The sequence below is a fragment of the Pseudomonas sp. MH10 genome, from assembly GCF_034353045.1.
Classification (GTDB): domain Bacteria; phylum Pseudomonadota; class Gammaproteobacteria; order Pseudomonadales; family Pseudomonadaceae; genus Aquipseudomonas.
In genome coordinates this window covers 2,408,824-2,421,219 of sequence record NZ_CP133783.1, presented here as the reverse complement: position 1 = coordinate 2,421,219, position 12,396 = coordinate 2,408,824, and the positions used below count along the sequence as shown (strand labels likewise).

The 12,396-nt window shown below is 56.4% G+C and carries 13 protein-coding genes; all 13 read left to right on the top strand.

What is annotated here, in order from left to right; translation table 11 throughout:
- The first annotated feature begins 4 nt into the window (after window positions 1-4).
- The 13 genes from hscB (at window position 5) to der (ending at window position 12,332) form a co-directional block, all read left to right on the top strand.
- Window positions 5-526 (top strand): co-chaperone HscB, encoded by a 522-nt coding sequence (gene hscB / locus RHM59_RS10805; protein ID WP_322167962.1) that lies wholly within the window; start codon window positions 5-7, stop codon window positions 524-526.
- 44 nt (window positions 527-570) lie between these two features.
- Window positions 571-2,433 (top strand): Fe-S protein assembly chaperone HscA, encoded by a 1,863-nt coding sequence (gene hscA / locus RHM59_RS10800; protein WP_322286539.1) that lies wholly within the window; start codon window positions 571-573, stop codon window positions 2,431-2,433.
- 3 nt (window positions 2,434-2,436) lie between these two features.
- Entirely contained in the window at window positions 2,437-2,778 is a 342-nt protein-coding gene (gene fdx / locus RHM59_RS10795; RefSeq protein WP_322167964.1) for an ISC system 2Fe-2S type ferredoxin, read from the top strand.
- A gap of 14 nt (window positions 2,779-2,792) precedes the next feature.
- Complete coding sequence (iscX, locus tag RHM59_RS10790) at window positions 2,793-2,993, top strand: Fe-S cluster assembly protein IscX (RefSeq protein ID WP_322167965.1); 201 nt, start codon at window positions 2,793-2,795, stop codon at window positions 2,991-2,993.
- 91 nt (window positions 2,994-3,084) lie between these two features.
- Entirely contained in the window at window positions 3,085-3,516 is a 432-nt protein-coding gene (gene ndk / locus RHM59_RS10785; protein WP_322167966.1) for a nucleoside-diphosphate kinase, read from the top strand.
- Window positions 3,517-3,539: 23 nt separating this feature from the next.
- A complete protein-coding gene (gene rlmN / locus RHM59_RS10780) occupies window positions 3,540-4,688 on the top strand; it encodes a 23S rRNA (adenine(2503)-C(2))-methyltransferase RlmN (protein WP_322286538.1) in 1,149 nt (382 codons plus the stop codon).
- Between the two features lie 14 nt (window positions 4,689-4,702).
- Window positions 4,703-5,461, top strand: coding sequence for a type IV pilus biogenesis/stability protein PilW (gene pilW / locus RHM59_RS10775; protein ID WP_322286537.1), 759 nt, complete (start codon window positions 4,703-4,705; stop codon window positions 5,459-5,461).
- The gene (locus RHM59_RS10770) at window positions 5,461-6,447 is read left to right on the top strand and encodes a RodZ family helix-turn-helix domain-containing protein (RefSeq protein ID WP_322167969.1); all 987 of its coding nucleotides are present in this window, start codon (window positions 5,461-5,463) and stop codon (window positions 6,445-6,447) included. The genes pilW and RHM59_RS10770 overlap by 1 nt, the downstream gene beginning before the upstream one ends.
- A 3-nt stretch (window positions 6,448-6,450) precedes the next feature.
- Window positions 6,451-7,560, top strand: a complete 1,110-nt coding sequence (gene ispG, locus RHM59_RS10765; RefSeq protein ID WP_322167970.1) for a flavodoxin-dependent (E)-4-hydroxy-3-methylbut-2-enyl-diphosphate synthase — start codon at window positions 6,451-6,453, stop codon at window positions 7,558-7,560.
- 33 nt (window positions 7,561-7,593) lie between these two features.
- On the top strand, window positions 7,594-8,883 hold the full coding sequence (gene hisS / locus RHM59_RS10760; protein ID WP_322167971.1) for a histidine--tRNA ligase: 1,290 nt from the start codon (window positions 7,594-7,596) through the stop codon (window positions 8,881-8,883).
- A gap of 39 nt (window positions 8,884-8,922) precedes the next feature.
- Window positions 8,923-9,564 carry a tetratricopeptide repeat protein gene (locus RHM59_RS10755; protein WP_322167972.1) on the top strand — a complete coding sequence of 214 codons (642 nt, stop codon included), beginning with the start codon at window positions 8,923-8,925 and terminating at the stop codon, window positions 9,562-9,564.
- The gene (bamB, locus tag RHM59_RS10750) at window positions 9,557-10,711 is read left to right on the top strand and encodes an outer membrane protein assembly factor BamB (protein ID WP_322167973.1); all 1,155 of its coding nucleotides are present in this window, start codon (window positions 9,557-9,559) and stop codon (window positions 10,709-10,711) included. Before RHM59_RS10755 ends, bamB begins: the two co-directional genes overlap by 8 nt.
- A 157-nt stretch (window positions 10,712-10,868) precedes the next feature.
- Window positions 10,869-12,332: a ribosome biogenesis GTPase Der gene (gene der / locus RHM59_RS10745; RefSeq protein WP_322167974.1), complete on the top strand. Its 1,464-nt coding sequence runs from the start codon at window positions 10,869-10,871 to the stop codon at window positions 12,330-12,332.
- Window positions 12,333-12,396 lie beyond the last annotated feature (64 nt).

Here is a 12,396-nt window from a genome sequence, read left to right as displayed (position 1 = left end):
GATTGTGGGTACTCCTTGTCATTTTGCTTTATTCGAGCTCAAGCCGGATTTCCGTTTGGATCTCGATCAGTTGGCCACGCGCTACCGTGAATTGGCGCGCACCGTACATCCAGACCGATTTGCTGATGCTTCCGAGCGTGAGCAGCGGTTGGCGCTAGAGCAATCAGCCAGTCTCAATGAGGCCTATCAGACGCTAAAAAACGCTCCTAAACGGGCGCGTTATTTGCTGACGTTGGGCGGCCATGAGATGCCGTTGGAAGTTACCGTGCAAGACCCTGAATTTCTTCTGCAGCAGATGCAATGGCGCGAAGAGCTTGAGGATTTGCAGGATGACGCCGACTTGGCGGGTGTTGCGGTATTCAAGCGTCGGCTTAAAGTCGCTCAGGATGAACTGAACGAAAGCTTCGCTGCCTGTTGGGATGATGCTGTACAACGCGAACTGGCCGAACGGCTGATGCGACGTATGCAGTTCCTCGACAAGCTCACCTACGAAGTGCGCCAGCTGGAAGAGCGCCTCGACGACTAACCCCGTGCCGCCTTTGGCTGCACGCCTGTGAAATTCAGATAAGCATGGCCCTACTGCAGATCGCCGAACCCGGCCAAAGTCCTCAACCGCATCAGCGTCGTCTGGCGGTTGGGATTGACTTGGGCACTACAAATTCGTTGGTCGCTGCTTTACGCAGTGGTCTTTCCGAACCGCTCGCCGATGGTGAAGGGCAGGTTATCCTGCCGTCCGCCGTGCGCTACCACGCTGATCGGATTGAAGTGGGGCAGGGCGCTAAAGACGCCGCCGCGCTTGATCCGCTCAACACCGTGTTATCAGTCAAGCGACTGATGGGCCGTGGATTGTCCGACGTGAAGCAATTGGGTGAGCAACTGCCTTACCGCTTCGTCGGCGGCGAGTCGCACATGCCCTTTATTGACACGATTCAAGGGCCTAAAAGCCCGGTAGAAGTGTCGGCAGAAATTCTCAAAGTGCTGCGTCAGCGCGCCGAAGCGACCTTGGGTGGCGAATTGGTGGGTGCGGTGATTACCGTTCCGGCTTATTTCGATGATGCTCAGCGGCAAGCCACCAAGGATGCTGCTCGGCTGGCCGGCCTCAACGTACTGCGCCTGCTGAACGAGCCTACGGCCGCAGCGGTTGCTTATGGCCTGGATCAACACGCCGAAGGCGTGGTTGCTATCTATGACCTGGGCGGCGGCACTTTTGATATCTCCGTTTTGCGTCTGACGGGCGGCGTCTTTGAAGTCTTGGCAACCGGCGGCGACACCGCGCTGGGTGGCGATGATTTCGATCACGCCATTGCCAGCTGGATAGTGAGCGAGGCTGGGCTTTCCTCCGACCTTGATCCTTCTGCCCAACGTAGCCTGCTGCAAACTGCGTGCGCTGCCAAAGAAGCCTTGACTGAAGTCGATTCGGTCAAGGTCGTGCACGGCGACTGGCATTCGGTACTGACTCGTCAAGCGTTCGACGTGATGCTCGAACCCATGCTGGCCCGCAGCCTCAAATCATGTCGGCGCGCTATTCGCGACGCGGGCATCGAAGTCGAAGACGTTGAAGCCGTGGTCATGGTCGGCGGTTCGACCCGTGTGCCGCGTGTGCGAGAGGCTGTCGCCGAGCTGTTTGGTCGTCAACCGTTGACTGAAATCGATCCGGATCAAGTGGTGGCCATTGGTGCTGCGATCCAGGCCGATACGTTGGCGGGCAACAAGCGCGACGGTGAAGAGCTGTTGTTGCTTGATGTCATCCCGTTGTCGTTGGGGTTGGAAACCATGGGCGGCCTGATGGAGAAGGTGATTCCGCGCAACACCACCATCCCCGTCGCTCGTGCTCAGGATTTCACCACCTACAAAGACGGTCAGTCGGCGATGATGATTCATGTGCTGCAAGGCGAGCGTGAACTCATCAGCGACTGCCGTTCCTTGGCGCGCTTTGAGCTGCGCGGTATCCCGCCGATGGTCGCGGGGGCTGCAAAGATTCGCGTCACCTTCCAAGTCGATGCCGATGGTCTGCTCAGTGTTGCCGCGCGTGAGCTGGGTTCGGGAGTCGAAGCCAGCATTCAGGTCAAGCCGTCCTATGGCCTGACCGACGGCGAAATCACCCGCATGCTCAAGGATTCGTTTCAGTACGCCAGCGACGACAAGGTGGCTCGCGTACTGCGTGAGCAGCAGGTTGACGCTCAGCGCTTGCTGGAAGCAGTCCAGGGCGCGCTGGATGCAGATGGTGACCGTTTGCTGGATACAGAAGAACGCAGCGTCATCGAGGCGCAAATGCGGGACCTGAATGAATTGATGCAAGGCACGGATGGCCCCGCCATCGAGCTGCAGACCAAGCGTCTGTCGCACGTGACTGACGCTTTTGCTGCTCGCCGCCTGGATTCGACGGTTAAATCCGCGTTGGCGGGGCGCAACCTGAATGAAATCGAGGATTAACTGATGCCGCAGATCATTTTTCTGCCACACGCCGAGCATTGCCCGGACGGTATGGTCGTAGAGGCTGAGACCGGTCGATCCATTCTCGATGTGGCGCACGACCACCATATCGAGATCGAAAGCGCCTGCGGTGGCGTTTGCGCCTGCACGACCTGTCACTGCATCATTCGCGAAGGCTTTGACTCGCTGAATGAGGCCGATGAACTGGAGGAGGATTATCTTGATCGGGCGTGGGGGTTGGAGCCGCAGTCGCGCCTGACCTGTCAGGCCATTGTCGGGACTGAAGACCTGACCGTTGAGATTCCGAAATACTCCCTCAACCATGCGGCCGAAGCGGCGCACTGATTCAAGGAAGTTGTATGAGTCTTAAATGGGTTGATGTGCTGGAAATCGCCATCCAACTGGCCGAAAGCAAGCCAGAAGTGGACCCGCGTTACGTGAATTTCGTCGAACTCCAGCGTTGGGTAATCAGCCTGCCAGAGTTCAGCGATGACCCGGCGCGTGGCGGCGAGAAGGTTCTTGAGGCCATTCAGGCCGCCTGGATCGATGAGGCGGACTGAGTCAACAGTGCGCGTTAGGCAATACCCCTAAACCCGCGTACAATACGCGGGTTTAATTTTTCGCTTTAATCACCGTTTCTGGAGTTTCACCATGGCTGTTCAACGTACTTTTTCCATCATCAAGCCTGATGCTGTTGCAAAAAATGTAATCGGCGAAATCGTTACTCGTTTCGAAAAAGCTGGTCTGCAAGTTGTTGCCTCGAAAATGAAGCAGCTGTCCAAAGCTGAAGCTGAAGGTTTTTACGCTGAGCATAGCGCTCGCGGTTTCTTCGGCGACCTGGTTGCTTTCATGATTTCCGGTCCGGTTGTCGTTCAGGTTCTGGAAGGCGAAAACGCCATTGCCAAAAACCGCGAATTGATGGGCGCTACCAACCCTAAAGAAGCGGCTGCTGGCACTATCCGTGCTGATTTCGCTGATTCCATCGACGCCAACGCTGTACACGGTTCCGATTCCGAAGCTGCTGCTGCACGTGAAATCTCGTATTTCTTCGCCGCTACCGAAGTAACCGCTCGTAACGCCTAAGGCTAACGAGTGAGGGTGAAAAAATGACAACATCGACTGGCAAAACCAACCTGTTGGGTCTGACTCAACCGGAAATGGAAAAATTCTTCGACTCGATCGGGGAGAAGCGTTTTCGTGCCGGTCAGGTAATGAAATGGATTCACCACTTTGGCGTCGGAGATTTCGACGCCATGACGAACGTCAGCAAGGCCTTGCGCGGAAAGCTCAAGGTCTGCGCTGAGGTTCGCGGTCCTGAAGTCGTCAGCGAGGACATTTCCACCGACGGTACCCGTAAATGGGTCGTGCGCGTGGAGTCTGGCAGCTGCGTCGAGACTGTTTATATTCCCCAGGGTAAGCGCGGCACCTTGTGTGTTTCGTCCCAGGCCGGCTGTGCGCTGGATTGCAGTTTCTGCTCCACCGGCAAGCAGGGCTTCAACAGCAACCTCACCGCCGCCGAAGTCATCGGTCAGGTGTGGATTGCCAATAAATCGTTCGGTAGCATCCCCGCTACGGTCGACCGTGCTATCACCAACGTAGTGATGATGGGCATGGGCGAGCCGCTGCTCAATTTCGACAATGTCATTTCCGCCATGCTGTTGATGATGGATGATTTGGGTTATGGCATTTCCAAGCGCCGGGTAACGTTGTCTACCTCTGGCGTGGTACCCATGATCGACGAGCTGTCCAAGCACGTTGACGTTTCGCTGGCTTTGTCGCTGCATGCGCCTAACGATGCTCTGCGCAGCCAACTGGTACCTATCAACAAAAAGTACCCGCTGAAGGTTTTGCTCGAGTCGTGCCAGCGCTATATGTCATCGCTGGGCGAGAAGCGCGTATTGACCATCGAATACACCCTGTTGAAAGACATCAACGACAAGGTTGAGCACGCCATCGAAATGGCTGAGCTGCTCAAGGACATCCCTTGCAAGATCAACTTGATTCCGTTCAACCCGTTTCCGCATTCGGGCTATGAACGCCCGAGCAACAATGCGATTCGCCGGTTTCAGGATCAGTTGCATCAGGCCGGCTACAACGTCACTGTGCGCACTACTCGCGGCGAAGATATCGACGCTGCATGTGGCCAGTTGGTGGGTCTGGTCAACGACCGCACTCGGCGCAGCGAGCGTTATATCGCTGTGCGTGAGTTGAGTGCCGAGGCTGATGTGGTTCAAAGCACCGCGACGTCGAACTGATCGGGATTATGTTCATGAGTCTGCGCACTGCGCTGTTGCTATGTTTGGTTAACGTTCTGGTCGGCTGTGTGTCATCGGGCAACATCAATCCGTTGAGTACCAGCAAGGGCCGGGACGATGCGCGCGCTGCGTACGTGCAATTGGGGGTTGGCTATCTACAGCAAGGGCAGACCGAACTGGCCAAGGTTCCGCTGAAAAAAGCCCTCGATATGGACAGCTCCGACCCTGATGCCAACGCGGCGTTAGCATTGGTCTTTCAGGCCGAAATGGAGCCGGAACTGGCGGACAAACAGTTTCTAAAAGCGCTGTCGGCAAGTCCGGGTGACGCGCGAATCCTGAATAATTACGGCAGTTTTCTCTACGATCAAAAGCGATATAAAGACGCTTATGAGCGTTTTCAGCAGGCCGCCGCCGATACCTTGTATCCAGAACGCTCCAGGGTTTTCGAGAGCTTGGGGATGACCTCGATGAGGCTTGGGAAGCGTGACGAAGCCGTGACGTTTTTCACCAAAGCCTTGGGGCTTAATCCTCGGCAGCCGCGAACATTGCTGGAAATGGCTGAGTTAGCGTACGAAGACGGGCATTATGTGCCCTCGCGTGACTATTACGACCGTTTTAGCCAACTGAGCGATCAAAATGCACGTAGTCTATTGCTCGGTACGCGATTGGCTAAACGTTATGACGATCGCAACAAAGCAGCCAGCTATGGGTTGCAATTAAAAAGACTCTATCCCGGTTCGCCGGAATATCAGCAATACCAGTCGGAGCAATGATGAAAGCGGCGCATCCCGAAGTTGTAGCAGCCACTCGTGTGAACCCAGGCGAAACCTTGCGCCAAGGCCGCGAGAGCAAAAATTGGTCGCTGCCTGATGTGGCTTCGAGGCTGAACCTCACCGTGACCTCTCTGGGCAACGTGGAAAACGGCGATTTTGAGAAGCTGCCAGGCAATACATTCGCTCGGGGTTATATCCGCGCCTATGCCAAATTGCTCGGCCTCGATCAGACCGCTCTTGTTCAGCAGTTCGATCACTACACCGGGACTGACTCCCATGGCAGCAATGTACACAGCCTGGGCCGTATCGAAGAGCCCGTGCGGTTGTCACACAATATTTTGCGCATCGTCAGCTTGTTGCTGCTGGTGGTGCTGGTAGGTGGCGGCTTCTTCTGGTGGCAAGACCAGGCGTCGATGCGCGGCAAGGAATTGGTCAACACCAATCTGGAGCATGTCGAAGTCGAAAGTGCTGACGGCACGACCCAGATTCATCCTCTGGATGAGCCGGAAGATCAGGCCGTGGCGCAAGCTCAAGGCACCACCTCGGCATTGCCGCTTCCGGCCGGTGCTCAAGCCGCTGAAGTCGCGCCTGCTACGACTGTTCCTCCAGTCGTAGCACCGAGTGCTGGCGTACCTGCAGCGCCAGTCCATGTTGTGCCTGTAACACCGGCAACCACCGTTTCGCCGACACCCGCCACCACAACGCCGGTAACTACGGCAGGCGTGCCGTCGGTACCGGAGGCAGGTGCCGGGCTGGTCACTCTGCATTATGTGGCCGATTGCTGGACCCAAGTGACCGATGGCAATGGAAAAGTATTGCTGAGCGGTGTCAAGCGTAAAGGCGAAAACCTGGATGTCAGCGGCAAGCCGCCATTTACCGTGCGGTTGGGCTTCGCCCGCGGTGTTCAGGTGACCTATAACGGCCAGGCCGTTGATCTGGCTCCTTTTTCCAGCGGCGAAACTGCTCGCCTTAAACTAGGGCAATAAGTCATGCACGGCGAATCCCCTATCAAACGTCGCGAAACGCGTAAAATTTGGGTCGGCTCCGTACCGGTAGGCGGCGATGCACCTATCGCTGTGCAGAGCATGACCAACAGCGACACCAACGATGTGGCCGCCACTGTCGCCCAGATCAATCGTCTGGAAGCGGCGGGCGTCGATATTGTGCGAATTTCGGTACCGGACATGGACGCTGCCGAAGCTTTTGGCCGAATCAAGCAGTTGGTGAAAGTGCCGTTGGTGGCCGACATCCACTTTGATTATCGGATCGCCTTGCGCGTTGCCGAACTGGGCGTTGATTGCCTGAGAATCAATCCAGGCAACATCGGCCGCGAAGACCGTGTGCGTGCTGTTGTCAGCGCCGCCCGTGACCGTGGTATTCCGATCCGTATTGGGGTTAACGCCGGTTCGCTGGAAAAAGACCTGCAGAAGAAATACGGCGAGCCGACACCGGCCGCGCTGGTCGAATCCGCGCTGCGCCATGTGGAACATCTGGATCGTCTGGACTTTCAAGATTTCAAGGTCAGCGTCAAAGCCAGTGACGTGTTCATGGCGGTAGAAGCCTATCGGTTGCTGTCTAAACAAATCATCCAGCCGCTGCACCTGGGTATTACCGAAGCGGGCGGCTTGCGATCTGGCACCGTGAAATCCGCAGTAGGTCTCGGGATGCTGCTTGCTGAAGGAATTGGCGATACTATCCGCATCTCGCTGGCCGCTGACCCGGTCGAAGAGGTGAAAGTCGGCTACGACATCCTCAAATCGTTGCGCCTTCGTTCCCGTGGGATCAACTTCATCGCCTGCCCGAGTTGCTCGCGGCAGAACTTCGATGTGGTCAAGACCATGAACGAATTGGAAACGCGCCTTGAAGATTTGTTGGTGCCGTTGGACGTCGCGGTGATCGGTTGTGTAGTCAACGGACCCGGCGAAGCGAAAGAAGCGCATATCGGCCTCACCGGCGGTACGCCGAACCTGATCTACATCGACGGCAAGCCTGCGCAGAAACTGACCAATGACAATCTGGTGGATGAGCTTGAACGCTTGATCCGTCAGAGAGCGGCCGAGAAAGTCGAAGCCGACGCAGCGCTTATCGCGCGCGGCTAAACGTGCGGCTAATTTAGTTTTTAAGGATTTTTTGTGAGCAAGTCTTTGCAAGCCATTCGCGGCATGAACGACATCCTGCCGGATCAGACGCCGTTGTGGCGCTATTTTGAAAGTACGGTTTCGCGACTGCTGGATAATTACGGCTACCGTCAGATTCGTATGCCGATCGTCGAGTTCACCGAGCTGTTCAAACGCTCAATCGGTGAAGTGACCGACATCGTCGAAAAAGAGATGTACACCTTCGAAGACCGTAACGGTGATTCCCTGACCCTGCGCCCTGAAGGCACTGCCGCGTGTGTTCGCGCAGTGCTGGAACACGGGATTACCGGTGGTGGCCAGGTGCAAAAATTGTGGTACATCGGTCCGATGTTCCGCCACGAACGTCCGCAAAAGGGCCGCTATCGGCAGTTTCATCAAATTGGCGTCGAAGTTTTCAACCTTGATGGTCCAGACATTGATGCCGAGCTGATCGTTCTGACCTGGCGCTTGTGGGGCCTGTTGGGTATTCGCGGCGCCGTCAAACTGGAACTCAACAGCTTGGGCACCAGTGCCGCACGTGCCCGATATCGTGATGCCTTGGTGGAGTTTCTTTCAGCGCGCTTGAGCGAACTCGACGAAGACAGCCAGCGGCGGTTGAAGACCAACCCTCTGCGCGTTCTCGATACCAAAAATCCCGAGACTCAAGCGGTGCTGGTCGATGCGCCGAAACTGGTGGATTACCTCGACGACGAGTCGCGCATCCACTTCGATGGCCTCAAGGCACGTCTGGATGCAGCCGGTATTCCTTACGTGATCAATCCCAAGTTGGTACGCGGGCTCGATTACTACAGCAAGACCGTCTTCGAGTGGGTCACCGACCAACTGGGCGCCCAAGGCACTGTGTGTGCCGGCGGTCGTTATGACGGATTGGTCGAACAAATGGGCGGCAAGCCTACGACCGGCGTTGGTTTTGCAATGGGCATCGAGCGCTTGGTATTGCTCCTCGAAACACTCGGGCAGATCCCGGAAGAAATTTCGCGTCAGGTCGACGTTTATTTGTGTGCCTTCGGTGAAGCTGCCGAATTGGCTGCCTTGACGCTGACCGAACGTGTGCGTGACCAGTTACCGAACCTGCGTTTGCAGGTCAATGCCGGCGCTGGCAGTTTCAAAAGCCAATTCAAGAAAGCCGACAAGAGCGGTGCGTTGTACACACTGATCCTGGGCGACGACGAGTTGGCTCAGCAAGTGGTTGGTGTCAAACCCCTGCGTGGCCAGGGCGAACAACAAAATATTGCTTGGGATGCTCTCTCAGAGCACCTGGCCTCCTGCATTGTGCAGGGTTGAAGCTGATAAACAGCCGATTTAGCGAAAAGGAGTATTGGGGTGTCGCGTACCGAAGATGAAGAGCTGGCAGTGATGAAAGACTGGTGGCAGCGCAACGGCAAACCCTTGGTCACCGGCTGTCTGGTCGCGGCGATCTTGGTGCTGGGCTGGCAGGCTTGGCACAGGTATCAAACTAATCAGTCACAAGGCGCATCAATGCTTTATCAAGCATTGCTGGAAACCACGTTGACCCCAAACGGTCAGCCCGATGCCGCACGCGTTTCGGACATTGCCAGTAAGCTGAAAAGCGAGTTTGGCGGCACGGCGTATGCCCAATATGGCAGCCTGTTTGTCGCAAAAGTTGCGGTCGATACCGGCAAGCTGGATGATGCGGCGGCTGAACTCAAGGGCATAGTCGACAAGCCAGTGAGCGAGACATTGGGTGAAGTGGCGCGTCAGCGCTTGGCTCGCGTCCTGGCGGCACAGAACAAGGTTGCTGACGCCCTGAAGCTGCTTGATGGCGATGCTGACAAGGCATTCCTGGCCAGCCGCGAAGAACTTAAAGGCGATTTGCTGGTACAGCTAGGCCGTACCGATGACGCTCATGCTGCTTATGAAAAAGCCAAATCCGCGCTGTCTGAAGAAGCGGCGGTAGGTGGCCTACAAATGAAGCTCGACGACTTGGCGAAAGGGGATGCGTGACGTGATGCGTTGGAAACATGCAGCATTGCTGGCTCTGGCCCTTTTGGCCGCGGGTTGCAGCAGCAATGGTAAAAAAGAATTGCCCCCAGCCGAGCTGACTGACTTCAAAGAAGAAGTGGTTTTGCAAAAGCAATGGAGCCGCTCGATCGGTGACGGTCAAGGCGAGATCTATAACATGCTGACCCCAGCCATCGACGGTGAGCATATCTATGCTGCCGACGTGAAGGGCGTGATCATGTCGCTGGACCGCAATACCGGTGACGTGGTCTGGAAGAAAGACCTTGATCTGCCTGTTTCCGGTGCCGTTGGCACGGGCTACGGGTTGATCATGCTCGGTACGCTTAAAGGTGAAGTCGTCGTATTGGACGCCACTACCGGTGACATTAAATGGCGTGCCCACGCGACTAGCGAGGTATTGTCAGCGCCAGCTACTAACGGTGATGTCGTCGTCGTCCAGACTCAGGATGACCGTGTGATCGGCTATGACGCCGTCACCGGTAACCAGCGTTGGATCTACGAGAGCACCCCGGCACTCCTGACCCTGCGCGGCACTGGCGCGCCCATCGTCACCAACCACCTCGCGTTGGCCGGTTTGTCGACGGGTAAGGTTGTTGCTTTGGACACCAGCAACGGCGTGCCTATCTGGGAGCAGCGTGTAGCGATTCCACAAGGTCGCTCGGAACTGGATCGTGTCGTCGATATCGATGGCGGTCTGCTGCTGTCGGCCGGCAAGCTCTACGTCGCGACTTACCAGGGCCGCGTTGCTGCTCTGGACTTGGAAAGCGGTCGCATACTTTGGCAGCGTGATGCATCAAGCTACTCGGGTGTTGCCCAAGGGTTTGGCAGCGTTTACGTGAGCCTGGCAAACGGTACTGTTCAAGGCATCGACGAACGTTCGACGACCGCTCTCTGGAGCAATGACTTGTTGGCTCGTCGCCAGCTGGGTGCGCCGGAAGTGTTTTCGAGCTACGTGGCGGTTGGCGACATGGAAGGCTATTTGCACCTGTTGAGCCAAGTGGATGGGCGTTTCGTAGGTCGTGAAAAAATTGACAGTGACGGCTTGCGCGCCCGTCCATTGGTGGATGGCGACACAATTTACGTGTTTGGTAACAGCGGCAAGTTGGAAGCCCTGAAGATCAAGCAGTAACTGTCTAAGCGCGAGGCCGCTGTCTATGCGTTGACGCATAGGGTCTCTCGTAACCTTGCTCCGGCAAGGCTCGCGGCACTTCAAGTGCCGCTCCGAACACCGGCCGCTGCTCTGCAGCGGCCTTTGTATTTTCTGAAATAACGAAGTGGAGAGCCGCATGGTTCCCGTAATCGCCCTGGTGGGTCGACCGAACGTCGGCAAGTCCACCTTATTCAACCGCCTGACCAGGACTCGCGACGCTATCGTCGGCGATTTGTCCGGTCTGACCCGTGATCGCCAATACGGTGAGGCCAAGTGGCAAGGGCGTTCCTACATTCTGGTCGACACCGGCGGTATCTCTGGTGATGAGCACGGCATGGACGAAAAGATGGCCGAGCAGTCGCTGCTGGCCATCGAAGAAGCCGATGTTGTGTTGTTCCTGGTAGACGCCCGTGCCGGTTTCACCGCCGCCGACCAGATGATCGGCGAACACTTGCGCAAGCGTGGCAAGCGCTCCTATGTGGTTGCCAACAAGGTCGACAACATCGACCCGGAAATGGCCCGCGCAGAATTCAGTCCGTTGGGCATGGGCGACGCAATTCCTATCGCTGGCGCACACGGTCGTGGCATCACGCAGATGCTGGAAATCGCCTTGGGCGATTTCCCGAAAGACCCTGAAGAAGAAATCGACGAAGAACACGTTGAAGAAGGTCAGGAAGCCAAGCGCATTCCAGGCCCGAGTGAAAAAGACGGCATCAAGATCGCAATCATTGGCCGTCCTAACGTCGGTAAATCGACACTGGTCAACCGCATGCTCGGTGAAGACCGGGTAATCGTTTATGACGAGCCAGGCACCACCCGCGACAGCATCTACATCCCGTTCCAACGCGGCGAAGAGAAATACACGCTGATCGACACCGCTGGTGTGCGTAAGCGCGGCAAGGTCCACGAGGAAGTTGAAAAGTTCTCGGTGGTCAAAACCCTGCAGGCGATCAAAGACTCCAACGTCGTGATTTTTGTGATGGATTCGCGCGAAGGCGTGGTCGATCACGATCTCAACCTGTTGGGCTTCGTGCTGGAATCGGGTCGTGCGTTGGTTATCGCGCTGAACAAGTGGGATGGCATGACGCCGAGCGAGCGCGACTACGTCAAGGTCGAGCTACAACGTCGGTTGTTCTTCGTCGACTTCGCCGACATCCACTTCATCTCTGCTTTACACGGCACTGGCGTGGGCAACCTTTACCAGTCGGTGCAGAACTCGTTCATGTCTGCGGTTACCCGCTGGCCGACTAACCGTTTGACCCAGATCCTTGAAGACGCCGTTAGCGAGCACGCCCCGCCGATGGTTGGCAGCCGCCGGATCAAGTTGCGCTATGCCCACTTGGGTGGCGCCAACCCGCCGTTGATCGTGATCCACGGTAACCAGGTTGAAAAAGTACCGAAGTCTTATGTCCGCTATCTGGAAAACACGTATCGCCGTGTGTTGAAACTGGTCGGTACGCCAATTCGGATCGAGTTCAAAGGCGGCGAAAATCCGTACGAAGGCAACAAGAACACGCTGACAGACCGTCAGGTCAACAAGAAGCGTCGGATGATGTCGCACCACAAGAAAGCCGACAAAAAGCGTAAAGATAAACGCTGATTGTGTAACGGAGTTTCTCAAGAAAGGCGCCAATGGCGCCTTTTTTTAAGCGCGCGGTATGGGC

Bases quoted from the DNA above. Each gene is read 5' to 3' on its own strand.
- hscA (WP_322286539.1), top strand. From the start codon at position 571: ATGGCCCTACTGCAGATCGCCGAACCCGGCCAAAGTCCTCAACCGCAT.
- fdx (WP_322167964.1), top strand. From the start codon at position 2,437: ATGCCGCAGATCATTTTTCTGCCACACGCCGAGCATTGCCCGGACGGT.
- iscX (WP_322167965.1), top strand. From the start codon at position 2,793: ATGAGTCTTAAATGGGTTGATGTGCTGGAAATCGCCATCCAACTGGCC.
- ndk (WP_322167966.1), top strand. From the start codon at position 3,085: ATGGCTGTTCAACGTACTTTTTCCATCATCAAGCCTGATGCTGTTGCA.
- rlmN (WP_322286538.1), top strand. From the start codon at position 3,540: ATGACAACATCGACTGGCAAAACCAACCTGTTGGGTCTGACTCAACCG.
- pilW (WP_322286537.1), top strand. From the start codon at position 4,703: ATGAGTCTGCGCACTGCGCTGTTGCTATGTTTGGTTAACGTTCTGGTC.
- RHM59_RS10770 (WP_322167969.1), top strand. From the start codon at position 5,461: ATGAAAGCGGCGCATCCCGAAGTTGTAGCAGCCACTCGTGTGAACCCA.
- ispG (WP_322167970.1), top strand. From the start codon at position 6,451: ATGCACGGCGAATCCCCTATCAAACGTCGCGAAACGCGTAAAATTTGG.
- bamB (WP_322167973.1), top strand. From the start codon at position 9,557: ATGCGTGACGTGATGCGTTGGAAACATGCAGCATTGCTGGCTCTGGCC.
- der (WP_322167974.1), top strand. From the start codon at position 10,869: ATGGTTCCCGTAATCGCCCTGGTGGGTCGACCGAACGTCGGCAAGTCC.